We start from the raw sequence: 19,053 nt of genomic DNA on the forward strand, positions 1-19,053 counted from the left end.
GGTCAGACGCCGTCGGGAAGCGGCGCGGCCGGGCTGACCAGCCCCTGAGCGCGCAACTCCTGCCAGAACGCGGCCGGGACGACCTCGTCCACGGCGGCGACGTCCTCGGCGATCCGGCTGGGCCGGGTCGCGCCGGGGATGACGGCGGCGGCCACCGGATGGGCCAGCGAGAACTGAAGGGCCGCGGCCTTGATCCCGACCCCGTGCCGGTCGGCGAGATCCTTGATCTTCCGGACCCGCTCGACGATCTCCGGCGGCGCCTGCTGATACTCGAAGTGCGTGCCCCCGGCCAGCACCCCGGAGCTGTAGGGCCCGCCGACGACCATGCCGACGTCCTGCTCCTGCGCCATGGGCAGCAGCCGCTGGAGGGCGTGCTCGTGGTCGAGCAGCGTGTACCGCCCGGCCAGCAGGAAACCGTCAGGCTGCGGCTCCTCCAGGGCCAGCGTCAACTCGATCGGCTCGGTCCGGTTGACCCCCAGCCCCCAGGCCCTGATGACCCCTTCGTCGCGCAGCCGGGACAGGGTCCGGAAGGCACCGGTACGGGCCTCCTCGAACTTCCGCAACCACTCGTCGCCGTTGAAGTCCTGGGCGATGTCGTGAACCCAGACGATGTCCAGCCGATCGACACCCAGCCGCTTCAGACTGTCCTCGATCGACCGCTCAGTGGCCTCGGCGGTCCACACGTTGATCATCTCGTTCGGGCGGCCGTGCTCGAACAGGCCGCCCTTGTCCCCAAGATCACGCGCCCCGACCTGGACCTCGTCGAGGATCACCCGCCCGACCTTGGTAGACAGGACGTAGGAGTCGCGCGGCTTCGTCGACAACAAGGCGCCGAGCCTCGATTCGGCCAGCCCGGCGCCGTAGAAGGGGGCGGTGTCGTAGTAGCGGGTGCCCTGATCCCACGCGGCCTCCAGGGTGGCGTGGACCTCGTCCTCGGGGACCGCGCGGAACATGTTGCCCAGGGGAGCGGTGCCGAAGCCGCGGCGGCCGGGCAGGATCTCCGTCAGGGACATGGCAGGCCTTCTCTCACCGCGCGGGACCGTCTGGGATCAGATTCCCGCTGGTGGGGGCGAGTGCCACGTGGGTTGGGCAAAGATGCGGTGATGCGGCAACAGAAAAAGGCCCGACCCACTGAGTGGATCAGACCTTCGCCTGCTTACTACACCGTCGGGGTGGCGGGATTTGAACCCACGACCTCTTCGTCCCGAACGAAGCGCGCTGCCAAGCTGCGCTACACCCCGGTGCTTTCTGCCTCGTTGAGTCTAGCGGACTTTCGCCGCGCTTGCGTCACCGCGCCACGCGGGGCACCAGAGTCAGCAGCGTCGCCTCCGGCGGGCAGGCGAACCGCGCCGGGGCGAAGGGGGAGGTCCCGAGCCCAGCGGACACGTGGAGCCACGCCGACTCGTGGTGGGACAAACCCTTCACCCGGGCCCGATCGATCCCGCAGTTGGTCACCAGGGCCCCGTAGAAGGGGATGCAGAGCTGCCCCCCGTGCGTGTGCCCGGCCAGCAGCAGCTGGTAGCCGTCGGCCGCGAAGCGGGTCATGTTCCGGGGCTCGGGGGAGTGCATGACCCCCAGGCGCAGGTCGGCGTCGGCGGGCGCCGGCCCTGCGATGCGGTCGTAGCGGTCGAGGTCGATGTGGGAGTCGTTGATGCCGCCGACCGCCACGTCGAGGTCGCCGGCCTTCAGGCGGGCCGTGGTGTTGTTCATGTCGAGCCAGCCGGCCGACGTCATCGCCGTGCCGAGTTCCAGCCACGGCAGGTCGGGGATGTTCCGCTTCTTGCTCTCGGTCTTGGACGTCCGCCACAGGTACTTCGCCGGGTTCTTGAAGTGCGGCGAGTACATGTCGTTGGAGCCGTACACGAAAAGACCGGGGAGATCGAGGAAGGGCTCGACGGCGCGCAGGTAGGCCGGGATCGCGTCGGGGTGGGAGATCGTGTCGCCGGTGTTGACCACCAGGTCGGGTTCGAGCCGCGACAGCGACCGCACCCAGTTGATCAGGCGGGTGCGGCCGGGGGTGAGGTGCAGGTCGGAGATCTGCAGGATCTTCACGGGGCGACGGCCGGGTTCGAGGACCGGCACGTCGAAGCGGCGCAGCCGGAACCAGTTGCGCTCGACGATCGACGCGTAGCCCAGGCCGGCGAGCCCGAGACCGACCACTCCCAAAGGTACCGCTACGACTTTCCGCACATCCCAATCATGCCCGAACGCCGGGTGAGCCCGGGATAACCCGGAGAGATCCCGGGCTGGGACACGGCAAGATAGTGGGCCATGAGCGCTCTCAAAGACAGGCTGAAGGCCGACCTCACGACTTCGCTGAAGGCTCGTGACGACATCCGGCTGCGGACCATCCGCATGGCGCTGGCCGCCATCAACGTCGAGGAGGTCGCGGGCAAGGCCGTCCGTGAGCTGAGCGACGACGAGATCGTCAAGGTCCTCACCAAGGAGGCCAAGAAGCGCCGCGAGGCGGCCGAGGCGTTCGCCGGGGCGGGGCGCGAGGAGCAGGCCAAGGCCGAGCTGGAGGAGCAGGCCGTGCTGGAGGCGTACCTCCCGGCGCAGCTCTCCGACGCCGAGCTGGCCACGCTCGTCGACGAGGCGATCGCCGAGACCGGGGCGGCCGGGCCGCAGGCCATGGGCCAGGTCATGAAGGTCGTCAACCCGAAGGTCGCGGGGCGGGCCGAGGGCGGCCGGGTCGCGGCGGCGGTGAAGGCGCGCCTGGCGGGCTGATCCGGCGTACCGAGAACGGCTGAGGGCCCTCCCCCGCTCGGGGAAGGGCCCTCAGCCGTTCGTCAGTTGACGGCCGGGATGATCACGCCGCCGCCGTCGTCGGGCGGGGGAGGACCGTTGTCGTCGGGCGGCGGGATGTCGCGGCCGCGGTCGTCGCCCCGGTCGTCGCCGCCGCGCTCGGGCTTGGGCTTCGGCTTGGGCTGGCAGAAGCCCGGCGAGCAGCCGCCGAACTCCGACATGTCGACCGGCGTGAAGTCGGTGGCGGGCACGCCCTTCAGCGCCTTCAGCATCGTGTACTTCCAGATCGGGCCGGAGATCGAGGCGCCGTAGACGTACGGGAAGGGCTCGCCGCCGATGGTGACGCCGGTCAGGTCGTACTTGAAGGCGCCGCGCGGGTCGCCGATGCTGACGGCCGAGGCGAGGTCGGGGGTGTAGCCGGCGAACCAGGCGGCGGTGTAGCCGTCGGTGGTGCCGGTCTTGCCGGCCGCGTCGCGGCCGATGCCGCCGACGCCCGTCATGGTGCCCTTGGTGAAGACGCCGCTGAGGATCGAGCTGGCCGCGTCGGCGACCTTCTCGTCGAGCACCTGGTCACAGTCGGGCTTGTAGTTGGTGGCCTTGCCGTCGCGGTCGACGATCTCGGTGATGACCATCGGCGCGCAGTACTTGCCGCGGGCGCCGATCGTCGCGTAGGCGTTGGCGACCGTCACCGGGTCCATCTCGTTGACCCCGAGCGTGAAGGTCGGCACCTCGCGCAGCTTCGCGCCGTCGGCCCGCTCGATGCCGAGCTTCTGGGCCATCTTGACGACCTTGCACAGGCCCACGTGCTCTTCGAGCTTCATGAAGAACGTGTTCACCGAGCCCCAGGTGCCGGTCTGGAGGGTGTTGAACCCGCCGGCGCCCTCGCTGGAGTTGAACACCTGGTGGGTCTCGCCGGTCCGGTTGCCCTTGCAGTCGCGGAACGGCGACAACGCGTTGGTCGGGATGTCGTAGGTCTTGCCGGTGCCGAACCCGTCGTTGAGCTTCATGCCGTTGTCGAGGGCGGTCAGCAGGGTGATCACCTTGAACGTGGAGCCCGCCTGGAAGCCGGAACCGCCGCCGTGGGCGCGGTTGGCCGCCAGGTTGTAGCTCATCTCGTTCTTCTTCTTGTTGTCGCCGAACTTGCGGCTGGCGGCCAGCGCCTTGATCGCGCCGGTGCCGGGCTCGACCAGCGCCTCGGCGGCGACCTGCTCGTCGGACGGGTAGACGAACTTCTTGATCGCGTCGTCGGCGGCCTTCTGCATCTTCCGGTCGAGCGTGGTGCGGATGGTCAGCCCGCCCCGGTTCAGGAAGTCGCGCCGGGCCTTCTCGGTCTTGCCGAAGTCGGGGTTGTTCAGGATGTCGTTCTGGACGTACAGGCAGAAGTAGGGGTAGGAGCTGTCTTCGCAGCCACCCGGCATCTTCTCGCCCTTGTAGCCGAGCTTCTCCTGCTTGGCCGCGAACAACTGCGCGTCGGTGATCTTGCCGAGCTGCTTCATCCGGTCGAGCACGGTGTTGCGGCGGGCCAGCAGCCGCGCCCGGAACTCCTTGCCCCGGCCCGGGTCGGTCTGGCTCGGGTTCTGCACCGCGCCGGCCAGGGTCGCGGCCTCGTGCAGCTCCAGCTCGGAGGCGTGCTTGTCGAAGAAGCGCTTGGACGCCGCCTCGATGCCGTAGGCGCCGTCGCCGAAGTAGGAGATGTTCAGGTAGCGGTTGAGGATCTCCGCCTTCGAGTACTTGTTCTCGATCGCCATGGCGTAGCGGATCTCGTTGAGCTTGCGCGTGTACGTCGCCTCGATCGCCTTCAGCTGTTCTTCCTCGGTCTCGGCCGAGTTGAAGATGACCAGCTTCACGTACTGCTGCGTGATCGAGGAGCCGCCCTGCACGACCCCGCCGCCGAAGAAGTTCTTCGTCATCGCGCGGATCGTGCCCTCGATGTCGAGGGCGCCGTGCTCGTAGAACCGGAAGTCCTCGATCGCGATGATCGCCTGCTGCATCACCGGTGCGATCTTGCTCAACGGCACCGACTCGCGGTTCTGGAAGTAGAACTGCGCGATCTGCTTGCCGTCGTTGTCGAGCAGCACGGTCTTCTCGGGAAGCGGGGGCTCGTTGAGCTCCTCCGCCTCGATGCGCAAGGACTCGACGCCTGACTTCGCGCCGAAGCCGGCTCCACCGATGGCCGGCAGCCCGACGGCCGCGACCAGCACGCCGGCCATGGAGGCGGCGGCGATGAGCTTGACGAGGGTCAAGATCGCGTTCCCGAAGCGGGCTTTGCCTGAAGCTTGCACGGAGCTAAGCGTACGTCGAAGCAAGGGAAGATTCGGTACCAAACGCACCACGGCGCATTACCCGCGCTTGGGATGACTAGTCATACCCGGACACGACCGCCCGCCAAATTTGGTCCCTGCGGGTCTGTCCATTCGGATGCGGAGTCTCGTACGTTCTCCTCTGCGGCAACTGAATAAGGAGGCTCGGCGACCGCGCCCGTCGGCCCCAGAAGTCACGACTGACCACCTAAGGGGAGTGGGGTCGAAAAATGTGGATCACGGATTGGACCTCCCGTGCCGCCTGTCGAGGTGCGGATCCTGACGCTCTGTTCGTTCAGGGCGCCGCACAGAACCGGGCGAAGTTGATCTGTCGAGGATGCCCTGTCCGGACCGAATGCCTCGCCGATGCGCTGGACAATCGCATCGAGTTCGGGGTTTGGGGCGGAATGACCGAACGGGAAAGGCGCGCCCTCCTGCGCCGCCGGCCTGACGTCGACTCCTGGCGCGACCTGCTGGAGATGGCGAAGGAAGAATACGAACGGACGAACGAGCTGATCGCCGGCTGATCCTCAGCGCTTGGCGAGCAGCTCCCCGATCTCACGCAACCCGTCGAGATCGTGTACGTCCTGAGACATCGCGGGCACCTGGGTGACCGGCACAGTGGGGTGGGCCGAGGCGAAGTGTTCCTGCTCCCGGTGCTCGCGGGCGGCGAGCTGCATCCGTCCGGCGTGCAGTCTCAGCACGGCGGCGGTCAGCTCGTGCTCACCACGTGACTCCAGATCTTCCGCGGCCGCGGTGCTCCGCGCCGCGGACAGATCGGGAGCCGGGGAGCGGTGCACCCGGTTGATCACCAGACCGGCCAGCGGCATCCGCTCCTCGGCGAGTCGCTCCACGAAGTAGGAGGCCTCCCGCATCGCGTCACGCTCCGGCGTGGCCACCACGATGAACGCGGTGCCGGGGGCCTGCAGCAGTTTGTAGGTCTGCTCCGCCCGCTGGCGGAATCCACCGAAGACGGCGTCGAGCGCGGAGACGAACGTCTGGATGTCCTTCAGCACCTGGGCGCCGAGCACCTTGGTCAGCACCCCGGCCACCAGCCCGAACCCGGCGTTCAGGATCTTGAACGCGCTGCGCCCCCCGGCCTTGGCGGGCGCCATCAGCAACCTGATCAGCTTCCCGTCGAGGAACCGCCCCAGCCGCTCGGGCGCGTCGAGGAAGTCGAGCGCCGACCGCGAGGGCGGCGTGTCGACGATGATCAGATCCCATTCGCCCGACCGCCGGAGCTGCCCGAGCTTCTCCATGGCCATGTATTCCTGCGTGCCGGAGAAACTCGACGACAGCGACTGGTAGAAGGGGTTCGTCAGGATCTGCCGGGCCCGCTCGGGGTCGGCGTGGGCCTCGATGATCTCGTCGAAGGTCCGCTTCATGTCGAGCATCATGGCGAACAGCTCGCCGTCGGCCCCCGCGACCTTGCGCGGGGTGTTGTCGAGCGAGGTCAGCCCCATCGACTGCGCCAGCCGCCGGGCCGGGTCGACGGTCAGCACCACGACGTTGCGGCCCCGCTCGGCGGCCCGCAGCCCGAGGGCGGCCGCCGTGGTCGTCTTGCCGACACCCCCCGACCCGCAGCACACCACGATCCGGGTGCCCGAATCGTCGATGATGCCGTCGAGATCAAGTTCGGGCGAGGTCATGCGGCTCCTTGGCTGCGGATCGCTTCGGCGAGTTCGTAGAGGCCCGCGAGGTCGGCGCCGTCCGCCAGCAGGGGCAGTTCATATCGTGGCACCCCGGCGGTCTCCAGCGCGTCGCGCTCGGTTCTTTCGAGCTCGGCCCGGCGCTGCTGCTCGACGACCTCGCCCGCCAGGGCCTCGGCGATGACCGCCGCGTTGCCGTCGTCGCCCAGCCCGGCCGCCTTCACGCCCATGGCGAGTTCGGCCAGGTCGAAAGGGCCGTCGAGGGCGGGGTCGACGGCGCGCACCATGTTGATGAAGATGCCGCCGACCGGCAGCTTGGCCGCGCGCAGCTCCTCGACGCCGTCGAGGGTCTCCTGGACGGGCATCTCCTCCAGCAGGGTGACGAAGTGCACGGCGGTCTCGGGCGAGGCCACCACTCCGCGCACCATGTCGGCGTGGGTGCGTACGGGACCGACCCTCGCCAGGCCGGCCACCTCTTGGGTGACGTTCAGGAAACGGGTGACCCGGCCGGTGGGCGGGGCGTCCATGACGACGGTGTCGTACACCCTCTTGCCGGTTCTGTCTCTGCGCCTGACCGCCTCGCTGGTCTTGCCGGTGACCAGGACGTCGCGCAGGCCCGGGGCGATCGTGGTGGCGAAGTCGACGACGCCCATCTTGGTCAGGGCCTTGCCCATGCGCTTGAGGCCGTAGAACATCTCGAGGTATTCGAGCATGGCCTCTTCGGGGTCGATGGCGAGCGCGTGGACGTCGCCGCCTCCCGGCGCCACCGCGATCTTGCGTTCCTCGTAGGGGAGCGGCGGAAGATCGAAGACCTGCGCGATGCCCTGGCGGCCCTCCACCTCCACGAGCAGCACCTTGCGGCCGCCGGCCGCGAGGGCCAGGGCCAGGGCGGCGGCCACGGTCGTCTTGCCGGTGCCGCCCTTGCCGGTCACGACATGGAGACGTACTCCGTCCCAGTCGGTGTCGCGAGATCTCACACCCGTGAGGCTACCCAAACGCGATTTCCCGATACGCCGAGGAGTATCGATAGCCTTCCGCCATGACGAAGTGGGAGTACGTGACCGTGCCGCTGCTGACGCACGCGACCAAGCAGATCCTCGACAACTGGGGCGAAGACGGCTGGGAGCTCGTGGCCGTCGTCCCCGGCCCGAACCCCGAGCAGCTCGTGGCCTACATGAAGCGGGCCAAGGCGTGAGCAGCCCCGAAGACCGCCTGTCGGCGCTGGGCCTGACGCTGCCCGAGGTGGCGGCGCCGCTGGCGGCCTACGTCCCGGCGGTCCGTTCGGGCGCCCACGTCTACACCTCGGGCCAGCTGCCGATCGCGGCCGGGGAACTGCTGAAGACCGGCAAGGTCGGCGTGGAGGTCACCCCCGAGGAGGCCTACGAGCTGGCCAAGGTCTGCGCGCTGAACGCGATCGCGGCCCTGAAGTCGGTCGTCGGCGACCTGTCGCAGGTGGCCGGCATCGTCAAGGTCGTCGGCTTCGTCGCCTCCGACCCGTCGTTCACGGGCCAGCCGCAGGTCGTGAACGGCGCGAGTGAGCTGCTCGGCGAGGTCTTCCAGGGCGCCCACGCCCGCAGCGCGGTCGGCGTGGCCGTGTTGCCCCGGGATGCCCCGGTCGAGGTGGAGCTGATCGCAGAGATCCGATAGTTCTACACTCGGACGGTGGACATTCCGCTGCCAGGCGAGCTGGGTGTACGGGCGCGTGACCTGCTGGCCGGGCGGCTCGTCCCGGTCCCGGCCAGAGCCGCCGCCACGGTGGCCCTGCTGCGGGAGCCCCCTCTGGAGGTCTACCTGCTCCGGCGCGCGGCCACGATGGCCTTCGCCGCCGGGGCCTACGTCTTCCCCGGGGGCTCCGTCGACCCCCGTGACGCCTTCGTGGACATCGGCTGGGCCGGGCCGTCGCCGGCCGACTGGGCCGTGATGCTGAGCGCAGATGAGGAAACGGCGCGGAGCCTCGTCTGCGCGGCGGTCAGGGAGACGTTCGAGGAGAGCGGCGTCCTGCTGGCGGGCCGGTCGGCCGACGAGGTCGTGCCCGACACGACCGGCTGGGAGGCCGAGCGGCTGGCCCTGATCAGCCGGGAACTGGCGTTCGCCGACTTCCTGGCGGCCAACGGCCTGGTGCTCCGCTCCGACCTGCTGAAGCCGTGGGCCCACTGGATCACCCCGGAGATCGAGACCAGGCGCTTCGACACCCGGTTCTTCGTGGCCGCCCTGCCGCAGGGCCAGCGAACCCGGGACGTGGGCGGCGAAGCCGACACGGTCGTCTGGACGACCCCCGCCGACGCCCTCAGATCCGGATATTTCCTGATGCCGCCGACGCTGCACACGCTGACCACCGTGTCGGCGTACAAGACGATCACCGACGTCTTCGCCGGCGATCCTGAGATCACCACCGTCATGCCCGCCCCCGTGGAGAGGACCGGGCAGATGGTCCTCACGACCGAGGGACAGATCTGATGAGCGGCCTCTCTCTCCCGATCGACGGCTCGGGCACCGCGAACGCCGCCAACGTCCTGGCCCCCAACGCCTCCCCGATGACCCTCGACGGCACCAACACGTGGATCCTGGGCGGCGGCGAGACGGTCGCGGTGGTAGACCCCGGCCCCGACGACCCCCGGCACCTGTCGACGGTCGTAGAGCGCCTGGGCGAGCGTTCCGTGGCCGTCGTCCTCCTCACCCACGGCCACGACGACCACAGCGGCGGCGCCCGCCGCTTCGCCGAGCTGGTCGACGCCCCTGTACGAGCCCTCGACCGCACCCACGTCCTGGGAGAAGAGGGCCTGACCGACGGCGACGCCCTGACGGCCGGCGGCCTGGAGATCCGGGTGATCGGCACCCCGGGCCACTCGTTCGACTCGTTGTGCTTCTGGCTCCCCGAAGACCACGCGGTGCTGACCGGCGACACCATCCTCGGCCGCGGCACGACGGTGATCGCCCCCGACGGCGACCTGGCCGACTACCTGCGCAGCCTCGACAAGCTCCGGGGAATGGCCGAACTCGCGGAAGCCGAGGTGCTGCTGCCCGGCCACGGCCCGATCCTGCCCGACCCGATCGGCAAGCTCGACGAGTACATCACCCATCGCCGGCAGCGCCTCGACCAGATCCGCCAGGCGATCAGAGACGGCGCGAAGGACACGCGGGAGATCGTGGAAATGGTCTACGCGGAGGTGCCGAAGGAACTGTGGCCGGCGGCGGAGATGTCGGTCGCCGCCCAGCTCAATTACCTGAAGAGCCTCTAGCGGGAGCGGTTGTAGAGACGCTCCATGTCCATGATCACGACGGCCTTCGCCTCGATGCGGAGCCAGCCTCGGCCGGCGAAGTCGGCCAGCGCCTTGTTCACCGTCTCGCGCGAGGCGCCCACCAGCTGAGCCAGTTCTTCCTGCGTCAGGTCGTGGTGGACGCGGATCCCGTCGTCGACCTTCTGCCCGAACCGTTCGGCCAGGTCGAGCAGGGCCTTCGCCACCCGGCCGGGCACGTCGGTGAAGACCAGGTCGGCCAGGACGTCGTTGGTGCGGCGGAGCCGCTGGGCCAGCGCCCTGAGCAGGTGGAGGGCCACCTCGGGCCGCCCCGTCAGCCACGGGCGCAGGTCGTCGTGGGACAGGCCGGCCAGCTTCACGTCGGTGAGGGCGATGGCCGAGGCCGTGCGGGGGCGTGGGTCGAACAGGGAGAGCTCGCCGAACATCTCCGACGGCCCCAGGACCGACAGGAGGTTCTCCCGGCCGTCGGAGGCCGTACGGGCGAGCTTGATCTTGCCTTCCAGTACCACGTAGAGGGTCGCGCCCGTCTCGTTCTCGCTGAACAGGGTCTGGCCCTTGGTCAGGGTGACCTCGGTGATGCTCGTGCGGAGGGCCGCGGCGCTCTCACGGTCGAGCGCGGAGAAGAGGGGGGCCCTGCTCAAGACTTCTTCGGTGCTCATGCCTGCCTCCCAACTTCATTCGCGATCGTAGCCATTGTGGCCTATGCCCTGCCTTCTGTATCACCTGGACCACCAGAAAGCAGACGTCGGACCGCTGCTTCGACGTATCCGGCGCGCTCGTCGGGGGTCATGGCCCCGACGGCGGCGGTGTAGTGGGGGCTGACCGACGTCCAGGCCGCGGCGAGGGAGAGCAGCAGGCCGAGCAGCACCCCGGCCGGGAACTCGGTGGGCAGGACGCCGTCGGCCTGCGCCTTGGCGATGGCCTCGATCTTGGTCCGGGTGCTCTCCACGGCCCGGGGGATCGGCGGGTCCTCCGCGCGCTCCAGGCGCTGCCAGGTGGCCAGGCGGGCGACCTGCGGGTGGGCGTCGTAGCCCCTGGCCAGGGCGGCGGCGTAGCCGGGGAGGTCGTGGACGTCGAGCGGGGTCTCCCGGACGACCATCTCGACGATGCCGGTGAAGACGGCGTCGAAGAGCTGGTCCTTGCTGCCGAAGTAGTGGTAGATCTGCGCCTTGTTGGTGCCGGCCACGGCCGCGATGCGGTCGACCCGGGCCCCGGCGATGCCGTATTCGGCGAACTCCGCCATCGCGGCGTCGAGCAGGCGCTGTCGGGTGGCGTCGGCTTTCCCAGGCATGGTCCAAGAGTATTTTCTAACCGGTTAGTTGACAACTCCGCACTCTCCTGCCTAGCTTTTCAACTAACCAGTTAGTCAGAAGGAGTCAACCATGATCTGGTTCGTCACCGGCAGCTCCCGGGGTCTCGGCCGCGAGATCGTCATCGCCGCCCTCGAACGCGGCGACCGCGTCGCCGCCACCGCCCGCAAGCCCGCGCAGCTCGACGACCTCGCCCAGAAGTACGGCGACCGGCTGCTCGCCTTGCCGCTCGACGTCACCGACAAGGACGCCGTCGACGCGGCCGTGGCCACGACCGTCAGGACGTTCGGTGGGCTCGACGTCGTGGTCAACAACGCCGGGTGGGCCGACCTGTCGGCGTTCGAGGACACCTCGATCGACAACTTCCGTGCCCAGGTCGAGACCAACTTCTTCGGCGTCGTCAACGTGAACAAGGCGGTCGTGCCGATCCTGCGCGGGCAGGGCCGCGGCTCGCTGATCACGGTCTCCTCGGTCGGCGGCCGGGTCGGCACACCCGGGTTGTCGGCCTACCAGGCGGCGAAGTGGGCCGTGAGCGGCCTGGGCGTGGTCCTGGCGGCCGAACTGGCCCCGCTCGGGGTGAAGGTGACCACGGTCGAGCCCGGCGGCATCGCCACCGACTGGGCCGGGTCGTCGATGACCGTGCCGCCGATCTCCGAGCCCTACCAGGCGAGCGTCGGCGTGATGGCCGCCCTGCACGGCGGCGACGCCGTGGCGCTCGGCGACCCCGCCAAGGTCGCCCGGGCGGTCACCGAGGTCGCCGACATGGAGCGTCCGCCGGTGCGGCTGCTGCTGGGCTCCGACGCCTTCGCGGTGGCCGGCGCCGCCGCGCGGGCGACCGCCGAGCAGGACGCCGCCAACGAGGCGCTCAGCCGGTCGACCGACCGCGACGGCGCGACCGCCCGGCAGCGGGATCCTCTGGGTCAAGGGTTCTCCACGGCCGCCGATGGCGACGCGGGCGAGTGAGACCGGTCGTGTATCGGTAACGGGGTGACCGACTCGACGACCGTCCGCGAGGTTCTCAACGCGACCCGGGAACTGATCGAACCCGCCCACCGGAGCGCGATCGACCGGCTCTCCCCCGAGTTGCGGCACGTCGCGGGCTACCACATCGGCTGGTGGGACGAGCAGGGCAACGAGCTCATCGGAGGCCAGGGCCGGTTCGTCCGCCCCGCCCTGACGCTCGCGTGCGCGCGGGCCGTGGGGGGCCAGGCGGCCGACGCGGTGCCGATGGCGGTCGCGACCGAGCTGGTGAACGACTTCTCGCTGCTCCACGACGACGTGATCGGCGGCGGCGACACGCGGCGGGAGCGCCCGGCCGCCTGGACCGTCTTCGGCCTCAGCGAGGCGCTGCTGACCGGCGACGCCCTGCTGGCCGTCGCGATGTCGCTGGTCGGGCCGGCGGGGGTGCGCACCGTCGCCGACGCGCTGCTCGACCTGTGCCACGGTCAGGCCACGGACATGGCCTTCGTGAACCGGCCCGCGGTCACCCTGGACGAGGCCATGACGGTGGCCGGGAAGAAGACCGGCGCCCTCCTCGGCGCCGCCTGCGAACTCGGAGCCCTGGCCGGGGGAGCGTGCGACATGAAGGTCTTCCGCGAGTTCGGCACCCGCCTCGGCCTGGCCTTCCGGCTCACCGACGACCTGCGGAGCCTGGTCTCCGACCTGGCGTGCCGCCGCAAGTCCCTGCCGGTGGTCGCCGCCATGGAGTCGGGCACGCCCGCCGCCACCCGGCTGGCCGAGTCGCCCGACGCCGATCCCGAGACCCAGGCCGACCTCGTCGAACAGACGGGCGCCCGGCAGTGGGCGCTCCGGGAGGCCGACCGTCAGGTCGAGCTCGCGTTCGCGGCGCTCGGCCACGGGGCCACCCCGGAGCTGCGTCTGCTGGCCGACCTCAGCGTCGGCCGCGGGCGTTAGTGGATGCCGGTGCGGACCGAGGTGATCCGCCCGGTGTTGAAGCCCAGCCAGTGCATGCGGCCCAGGTAGCGGGCGTGCTCGATCTTCATGCAGCGGTCCATGATCACGGTGAGGCCGGCCTCCTCGGCGATCCGGGCGCCCTCCTCGCTGATCACGCCGAACTGCAGCCACAACGCCTTGGCGCCGATCGCGACCGCCTCACGGGCGATCCCGGGCACGGCGTCGGGCGCGCGGAAGACGTTCACCACGTCGACCGGCTCGGGGATGTCGGCCAGGCTCGGGTAGGAGGTCTGGCCGAGGATCTCCTTCTCGCGCGGGTTGACCGGGTAGACGGTGAAACCGTGGCGCTTGAGGTAGAAGCCGACGAAGTTGCTGGCCCGCAGCTCGTTGCCCGACAGGCCGACCACCGCGACGCTCCGGGCGGTGTTGACCACCCGCTGGATGTCCTGCGGCTCCTGGTACTTCATGCGCTCAGGCCCTTCTCGACGTGCGCGAAACCCTGCTCCAGGTCCCAGATCAGGTCGGCCACCGACTCGGTGCCGACCGACAGGCGGATCGTGCCGGCGCCCACGCCGGTGGCGGCCAGTTCGGCGTCGCCGAGCTGCCGGTGGGTGGTGGACGCGGGGTGGATGATCAGGCTCTTGGCGTCGCCCACGTTGGCCAGGTGGGACCAGAGCGACGTGCCGCGGATGAACGACTGGCCGCCCTCGCGGCCGCCGGCGCACTCGAAGGAGAACACCGCGCCCGCGCCGCGCGGCAGGTACTTCTCGACCAGCGGCTTGTACCTGCTGGTCGCCAGCGCCGGGTAGGTCACGTTGGACGCCAGCTCGTGGCCGTCGAGGAACTCGGCCACCTGACGGGCGTTCTCGACGTGGCGGTCCATGCGCAGCGACAGCGTCTCGAGGCCCTGGAGGAACAGGAACGCGTTGAACGGCGACATCGCCGCGCCCAGGTCGCGCAGGGTCTCGGCGCGCAGCTTCATCAGGTAGCCGTACTCGCCGAAGGTCTCGTGGAACTTCAGGCCGTGGTAGGCCGGGGACGGGTCGGCGATCACCGGGAAGCGGCCGTTCGACCAGTCGAAGGTGCCCGCCTCGACGACCACGCCGCCGATGCTGGTGCCGTGGCCGCCGATGAACTTCGTCGCCGAGTGGACGACGATGTCGGCCCCCCACTCGATCGGCCGGCACAGGTAGGGCGTGGCGAAGGTGTTGTCGACGATCAGCGGCAGGCCGTGCTCGTGGGCGATCGCCGCGACGGTCTCGACGTCGAGGACGTTGCCGCCCGGGTTGCCGATCGTCTCGCCGTAGAACGCCTTGGTGTTGGCCTTGACCGCGCCGCGCCAGGCGTCGGGGTCGTCGGGGTCGACCCAGGTCAGCTCGACGTTCATCTTGCGGAACAGGTGCTTGAGCTGGTTGACCGTGCCGCCGTAGAGGGCCGAGGAGGAGACCACGTGGTCGCCCGGCTCCAGCAGCGTGAACAGCGCCGCGGCCTGGGCCGCGATGCCGCTGGCGAAGGCCACCGCGCCGGTGCCGCCCTCGAGGTTGGCGATCCGCTCCTCGAACACGGCCGTGGTCGGGTTCATGATCCGGGAGTAGGTGTTGCCGTACTCCTGGAGGTTGAAGTAGGCCGCCGCCGACTCGGGGTCTTCGAAGACGTAGCTGGTGGTCTGGAAGATCGGCACCGCGCGGGCGCCGGTGTTCGGGTCGGGCCGCTGTCCCGCGTGGAGCTGGCGGGTCTCGAACCCGAACTCCCGGGCTTCTTCGGTACGAAAAGGTCTGTCGCTCACGAAGCCATCTTCCTCGCCAGAAAATCACGGATGAGAGGGGTCTGCCGTGCTTCCTCCAGCAGGAAGCAGTCATGCCCGTATGGTGCGTCGATGAGGTGGTTCTCCACCGGTTTGCCCAGATTAGTCAGGGCGGCGGCGATCTCGTCCGACGCCTCCGGCGGATAGAGCCAGTCGGAGCTGAACGAGATCAGCAGCGTGCGCGCCCGCACGTTCTCCAGCGCCTTCTCCAGCGAACCGCCGCCGTGCTCCCTGGCCAGGTCGAAGTAGGTCAGCGCGCGCGAGATGTAGAGGTAGCTGTTGGCGTCGAACCGCTTCACGAACGAGTCGGCCTGGTGGCGCAGGTAGCTCTCGACCTCGAACTCGGGCTCGACGATCGTGTGCCGGATGTCGTCGGCGAACTGGAGGCGGCGGCCGAACTTGTCGGTGAGGGCCGGGCCCGACAGATAGGTCACGTGGCCGACCATGCGGGCCACGCCCATGCCGGCGTCGGGCTTGCGGCCGGTGCCGTAGTAGTGGCCGCCCTGCCAGTCGGGGTCGCGCATGATGGACTCGCGGGCGATCGCGTTCCACGCCAGACCCTGGGGGTGGAGGGCGTGGGTGGAGGCGATGACCACTATGGAGTCGACCTGACCGGGGTACTGGACCGCCCATTCGAGGGCCTGCATGCCGCCCAGCGAACCCCCCGCGACGACCGCGAGACGCTCGATCCCGAGGGCGTCGAGGAAGGCGCGTTCGGTGCGGACCATATCGGCCACGGTGACCACCGGGAAGTCGGAGCCGTAGGGGCGGCCGGTGGCGTCGTCAATGGTGGAAGGGCCGGTCGTGCCGTTGCAGCCGCCGAGAAGGTTGGTGCAGACGACGAAGTATTGGTCGGTGTCGAAAGCCTTTCCGGGCCCGATCATCCCGTCCCACCAGCCCAGCCCTTTCCCTTGCGCGCCGTCGCGGTCTTCGGCTCCGAAGCCGTCGCGGGCGCTCGCTTCGGGAGCGGTCCGGGCCGAACCGGCCGCATGGGCATTGCCGCTCAGGGCGTGGCAGACGAGTATGACGTTGTCGCGCTCGGGGGAGAGGGTGCCGTAGGTCTCGTAGGCCACGCGCACGTCGCGCAGCTCCCGCCCGCTGTCGAGGCGTATCGGACCGTGCAGGTCGAGGTACTGAGTTTCAACGAAACCTATGGAGCCCATGGGTTTCATTGTATTGTTCATTTAACCTGTAGGAAATGAGGGGATCATGTCGAACGGAGTGAACGTCCAGGCGCTGCTCGACGCACGCGAGGCGTTGAAGGGCGCGCCCGAGGCCGCCCAGTTCACCTGGCGGGCCAGCTCGAAGTGGCAGCACGGCGTCCACAGCACCACCAAGATCCAGAAGTTCTTCGGCCTCGGCCAGGAGCAGAGCCACAAGTCCGAGGCGGTCTTCGAGGCCGACCACCCCGAGATCTTCGCCGCCGAGGACAACGGCGTCACGCCGATCGAGTACCTGCTCGTCGGCCTGGCCGCCTGCCTCACCGCCGGCGTCGCCTCGGTCGCCCAGAACCGCGGCATCAAGCTCAACTCGGTCGAGTCGGTCGTCGAGGGCGACCACGACATCCGGGGCATCCTCGGCGCCGACAGCGACGTCCGCAACGGCTTCAACGACGTCAAGGTGACCTTCACGATCGACGCCGACGCCTCGCCGGCCGAGATCGAGGCCCTGGTCGCCCAGTCGCAGAAGCGCTCGGCCGTCTTCGACGCGCTGACCAACCCCACCAACGTCACCGTCGAAGTCGCCTGAGGTCCGTCGTGTACGTCACCACGGCCGTCATCGGGGCAGGTCACGCCGGCCTCGCGGCCAGCTGCTTCCTGACCGCCGCCTCGGTCGACCACGTGGTGCTGGAGCGCGGCGAGGTCGCCAACTCGTGGCGCCGTGAGCGGTGGGACTCGCTGCGGCTGCTGACCCCCAACTGGCTGAGCCGCCTCCCCGGCGCGGCCTACGAAGGTCCCGACCCCGACGGCTACGCCGACATGGGCGAGGTCGTCGACCTGCTGGAACGGTCCGCGAAGGACGTCCCGGTCCGCACCGGTGTGAACGTCACATCGGTGCGGCGCTCCTCCGAGGGCTACACCCTGACGACCGGCGAGGGCCCGATCCGGGCCCGGACGGTCGTCATCGCCAGCGGCGCCTGCAACCGTCCCGTCGTGCCGTCCTTCGACGTGCCCCCGGGCGTCGAGCAGGTGACGCCGTTCGGCTACCGGAACCCCTCCCGGTTGCCGGACGGCGGCGTGCTCGTCGTCGGCGCGTCGGCGACGGGCGTGCAGCTGGCAGCGGAGATCCAGCAGTCGGGCCGCCCGGTCGTGTTGTCGGCCGGGGAACACGTGCGCATGCCGCGCGTCTACCGCGACCGCGACGTGCTCTGGTGGATGCACCACTCGGGCGTCTGGTCGCAGCGCTACGACGAACTCGACGACCTGACCCGCGCACGGCGGTTGCCGTCGCCCCAGCTGGTCGCCGGCTCGACGCTCGACCTGAACACGCTGACCTCGATGGGCGTCGAGCTCGTCGGCCGGTTGTCGGCGATCCGCGACGGCGCGGCCCTCTTCTCGGGCGGGCTGCGCAACGTGGCGGCGCTGGCCGACCTCAAGCTGAACCGCCTCCTCGACACCTTCGACGAGTGGGCCGGCACCGCTCCCGGGGAACGGCCCGAACCCACTCGCGTGCCGAAATCGGCCCGCTGGCGGCTCGACCTGCGGTCGGGGGAGATCGGCTCGATCGTCTGGGCCACCGGCTACCGCCCCGACTACTCGTGGCTGGACGTGCCGGTCGTCGACGAGAAGGGGTCGCTGATCCACGACGGGGGCGTGGTCGGCGACGGCCTCTACGCCCTCGGCCTGCCGGTCCTGCGCCGCAGACGATCGACGTTCCTCTGCGGCATCGAGGACGACGCCCGCGACATCGTCGACCACCTGCGCCTGCACCTGGCGGGTTAACGCCAGAACATCAGGGAGTCGACGAAGTTCCAGAACGGGCGATCGGTCGGCTGGGCCGCGACGACGAGCCGCACCTGACCCGCGTAGTGCCCGCCGAACACGTCGTGCACGTACCAGGAACCGGGGACCTGCTCCGGCGCGAGGGCGTGGTCGTCGTAGACCCAGTTCCGGCCGCTCCCGTCAGGCGGCTGGAGATGGGACTCGACCGTGCCGCCGCGCTGCCGCACCACGTCTCTGGCCTGGTCGACCGTGAGGTTCACCAGGTCGTCGCCCGCGAGGACCTCGCCCGGCGCGGTCGGATCGCCCCAGATCTCGTACCGTTCGCCGGGCCGGGCGGGGCGGCCGACGATGACGTCCAGCGGGACGGGCAGGTCGAGGGGGATGCCGATGCCGGCGGCGCAGTGGAAGTCGCCGCAATCGCCGCCCCCGATGGATTCGACCCGGTAGGTCGCGTCGCCGCCGCTGATCTCGAATCCGTCGGAGTCGTGCCCGGTCGCCGTCTGGGGAGACGACACGGAGACCACCATGCCGACCAGGCTCGGCGACGTCGGCTTCAGAACCAGGTCGACCTTCAGGCCGTGCGCGGCGAAGTCCTCGCGGTAGCGCCGGGGGTCGGCGTCGGGATCGGCGATCCGGACGTCGATGCGGTCGCCCTGCCTGGCGAACGCCACGGCCTTGGCCGGTCCCAGCACGAACGGAGCGCCGCCGGGCTGCAGCACGACCGCCACGGTCGCCAGGACGGCGGTGAGCGGGACCAGCACCAGCCACCTCCGCCTGCGGCGTCGCACCGGCCTGCGCGTGCCGACGATCTCGTCCAGGGTGGCGGCCATCGCCGCCGGGTCGGGGTGCACGTCGGCGGCCGGGTCGTTGTCGCGCAGCCAGTTCATCGCACGCTCCTTTCCGGTTCCTCGGCGGCGATGTCCGCGGCGTCGGCGGGGCCGGCCCGGCGCCAGGCGTAGCGCAGGACCGGCGTGTAGTGCTCCTGGAACATGCGGGTGAAATCGGCCTCATCGTTCACTCCGTCTCCTCATCAGTGCTGCCTCTACCGGTAGATGTCGCGGAGCGCGCGGTTATCACCGGCCGGCGGGAGACATACGAAGAGCGGGCCAGGGAACGATCCCGGCCCGCTCTG

The 19,053-nt window shown here is 69.8% G+C and carries 21 protein-coding genes, 1 tRNA gene and 1 pseudogene; 10 read left to right on the forward strand and 13 right to left on the reverse strand.

Annotated features, from left to right (window positions below):
• Window positions 1–2 precede the first annotated feature (2 nt).
• From AW274_RS10900 to AW274_RS10910, 3 genes are all read right to left on the reverse strand, one after another.
• Window positions 3–1,013 carry an aldo/keto reductase gene (locus tag AW274_RS10900; protein WP_062430917.1) on the reverse strand — a complete coding sequence of 337 codons (1,011 nt, stop codon included), beginning with the start codon at window positions 1,011–1,013 and terminating at the stop codon, window positions 3–5.
• Window positions 1,014–1,167: 154 nt separating this feature from the next.
• Window positions 1,168–1,241, reverse strand: a tRNA-Pro gene (locus tag AW274_RS10905).
• A gap of 46 nt (window positions 1,242–1,287) precedes the next feature.
• Window positions 1,288–2,190 (reverse strand): metallophosphoesterase, encoded by a 903-nt coding sequence (locus AW274_RS10910; protein WP_062430918.1) that lies wholly within the window; start codon window positions 2,188–2,190, stop codon window positions 1,288–1,290.
• 81 nt (window positions 2,191–2,271) lie between these two features.
• Between AW274_RS10910 and AW274_RS10915 the strand changes: the two genes are divergently transcribed.
• Window positions 2,272–2,727, forward strand: coding sequence for a GatB/YqeY domain-containing protein (locus AW274_RS10915; RefSeq protein WP_062430919.1), 456 nt, complete (start codon window positions 2,272–2,274; stop codon window positions 2,725–2,727).
• Window positions 2,728–2,789: 62 nt separating this feature from the next.
• On the opposite strand, the gene AW274_RS10920 is transcribed toward AW274_RS10915, so the two are convergent.
• Complete coding sequence (locus tag AW274_RS10920; RefSeq protein WP_083974005.1) at window positions 2,790–5,027, reverse strand: transglycosylase domain-containing protein; 2,238 nt, start codon at window positions 5,025–5,027, stop codon at window positions 2,790–2,792.
• Between the two features lie 248 nt (window positions 5,028–5,275).
• On the opposite strand from AW274_RS10920, the gene AW274_RS10925 reads away from it, so the two are divergent.
• A complete protein-coding gene (locus tag AW274_RS10925; RefSeq protein WP_030456252.1) occupies window positions 5,276–5,572 on the forward strand; it encodes a WhiB family transcriptional regulator in 297 nt (98 codons plus the stop codon).
• 3 nt (window positions 5,573–5,575) lie between these two features.
• On the opposite strand, the gene bagB is transcribed toward AW274_RS10925, so the two are convergent.
• Together bagB and bagA are read right to left on the reverse strand one after the other, a co-directional pair.
• A complete protein-coding gene (gene bagB, locus AW274_RS10930; protein ID WP_062430920.1) occupies window positions 5,576–6,694 on the reverse strand; it encodes an ATPase BagB in 1,119 nt (372 codons plus the stop codon).
• Window positions 6,691–7,671: an ATPase BagA gene (gene bagA / locus AW274_RS10935; RefSeq protein WP_062430921.1), complete on the reverse strand. Its 981-nt coding sequence runs from the start codon at window positions 7,669–7,671 to the stop codon at window positions 6,691–6,693. Before bagA ends, bagB begins: the two co-directional genes overlap by 4 nt.
• 62 nt (window positions 7,672–7,733) lie before the next feature.
• Between bagA and sp36 the strand changes: the two genes are divergently transcribed.
• Genes sp36 through AW274_RS10950 form a run of 4 tightly spaced genes read left to right on the forward strand, consistent with a single transcriptional unit; the run spans window position 7,734 to window position 9,933 of the window.
• A complete protein-coding gene (gene sp36 / locus AW274_RS40180) occupies window positions 7,734–7,889 on the forward strand; it encodes a Sp36 family protein (protein ID WP_137246435.1) in 156 nt (51 codons plus the stop codon).
• Entirely contained in the window at window positions 7,886–8,341 is a 456-nt protein-coding gene (locus tag AW274_RS10940) for a RidA family protein (protein WP_062430922.1), read from the forward strand. The genes sp36 and AW274_RS10940 overlap by 4 nt, the downstream gene beginning before the upstream one ends.
• A 15-nt stretch (window positions 8,342–8,356) precedes the next feature.
• A complete protein-coding gene (locus tag AW274_RS10945; protein ID WP_369408624.1) occupies window positions 8,357–9,151 on the forward strand; it encodes an NUDIX hydrolase in 795 nt (264 codons plus the stop codon).
• Entirely contained in the window at window positions 9,151–9,933 is a 783-nt protein-coding gene (locus tag AW274_RS10950) for an MBL fold metallo-hydrolase (protein WP_062430923.1), read from the forward strand. The genes AW274_RS10945 and AW274_RS10950 overlap by 1 nt, the downstream gene beginning before the upstream one ends.
• On the opposite strand, the gene AW274_RS10955 is transcribed toward AW274_RS10950, so the two are convergent.
• Window positions 9,930–10,610, reverse strand: coding sequence for a Crp/Fnr family transcriptional regulator (locus AW274_RS10955; protein WP_030456245.1), 681 nt, complete (start codon window positions 10,608–10,610; stop codon window positions 9,930–9,932). The two genes, AW274_RS10950 and AW274_RS10955, sit on opposite strands and share 4 nt — an antisense overlap.
• Before the next feature lie 41 nt (window positions 10,611–10,651).
• Entirely contained in the window at window positions 10,652–11,242 is a 591-nt protein-coding gene (locus AW274_RS10960) for a TetR/AcrR family transcriptional regulator (RefSeq protein ID WP_063813225.1), read from the reverse strand.
• 91 nt (window positions 11,243–11,333) lie between these two features.
• Here AW274_RS10960 and AW274_RS10965 point away from each other — a divergent pair, with 91 nt between their 5' ends.
• Both AW274_RS10965 and AW274_RS10970 read left to right on the forward strand, forming a co-directional pair.
• Window positions 11,334–12,224, forward strand: a complete 891-nt coding sequence (locus tag AW274_RS10965; RefSeq protein ID WP_062430925.1) for an SDR family NAD(P)-dependent oxidoreductase — start codon at window positions 11,334–11,336, stop codon at window positions 12,222–12,224.
• A 24-nt stretch (window positions 12,225–12,248) separates the two neighbouring features.
• Complete coding sequence (locus AW274_RS10970; protein WP_232320068.1) at window positions 12,249–13,175, forward strand: polyprenyl synthetase family protein; 927 nt, start codon at window positions 12,249–12,251, stop codon at window positions 13,173–13,175.
• Here the strand turns inward: AW274_RS10970 and AW274_RS10975 are convergent.
• From AW274_RS10975 to metX, 3 genes are read right to left on the reverse strand one after another with little or no spacing between them, the layout of a single operon-like run.
• Complete coding sequence (locus tag AW274_RS10975; RefSeq protein WP_062430927.1) at window positions 13,172–13,642, reverse strand: CoA-binding protein; 471 nt, start codon at window positions 13,640–13,642, stop codon at window positions 13,172–13,174. The genes AW274_RS10970 and AW274_RS10975 overlap by 4 nt on opposite strands.
• On the reverse strand, window positions 13,639–14,961 hold the full coding sequence (locus AW274_RS10980) for an O-acetylhomoserine aminocarboxypropyltransferase/cysteine synthase family protein (RefSeq protein ID WP_062430928.1): 1,323 nt from the start codon (window positions 14,959–14,961) through the stop codon (window positions 13,639–13,641). The genes AW274_RS10975 and AW274_RS10980 overlap by 4 nt, the downstream gene beginning before the upstream one ends.
• Window positions 14,958–16,142 (reverse strand): homoserine O-acetyltransferase MetX, encoded by a 1,185-nt coding sequence (gene metX / locus AW274_RS10985; protein WP_232320069.1) that lies wholly within the window; start codon window positions 16,140–16,142, stop codon window positions 14,958–14,960. Before metX ends, AW274_RS10980 begins: the two co-directional genes overlap by 4 nt.
• A gap of 46 nt (window positions 16,143–16,188) precedes the next feature.
• Here metX and AW274_RS10990 point away from each other — a divergent pair, with 46 nt between their 5' ends.
• Together AW274_RS10990 and AW274_RS10995 are read left to right on the forward strand one after the other, a co-directional pair.
• A complete protein-coding gene (locus AW274_RS10990) occupies window positions 16,189–16,728 on the forward strand; it encodes an OsmC family protein (RefSeq protein ID WP_062430930.1) in 540 nt (179 codons plus the stop codon).
• A pseudogene (locus AW274_RS10995) lies at window positions 16,617–17,921 on the forward strand (NAD(P)-binding domain-containing protein); the annotation flags it as partial. The gene AW274_RS10990 and the pseudogene AW274_RS10995, both read left to right, overlap by 112 nt.
• Here AW274_RS10995 and AW274_RS11000 read toward each other — a convergent pair.
• Together AW274_RS11000 and AW274_RS42610 are read right to left on the reverse strand one after the other, a co-directional pair.
• Complete coding sequence (locus tag AW274_RS11000) at window positions 17,918–18,808, reverse strand: hypothetical protein (RefSeq protein WP_062430931.1); 891 nt, start codon at window positions 18,806–18,808, stop codon at window positions 17,918–17,920. The pseudogene AW274_RS10995 and the gene AW274_RS11000 sit on opposite strands and share 4 nt — an antisense overlap.
• On the reverse strand, window positions 18,805–18,939 hold the full coding sequence (locus AW274_RS42610) for a hypothetical protein (RefSeq protein ID WP_269750555.1): 135 nt from the start codon (window positions 18,937–18,939) through the stop codon (window positions 18,805–18,807). The genes AW274_RS11000 and AW274_RS42610 overlap by 4 nt, the downstream gene beginning before the upstream one ends.
• Window positions 18,940–19,053: the final 114 nt, after the last annotated feature.

The sequence above is a fragment of the Herbidospora daliensis genome (genome assembly GCF_001570585.1).
In the GTDB taxonomy this organism is placed as follows: domain Bacteria; phylum Actinomycetota; class Actinomycetes; order Streptosporangiales; family Streptosporangiaceae; genus Herbidospora; species Herbidospora daliensis.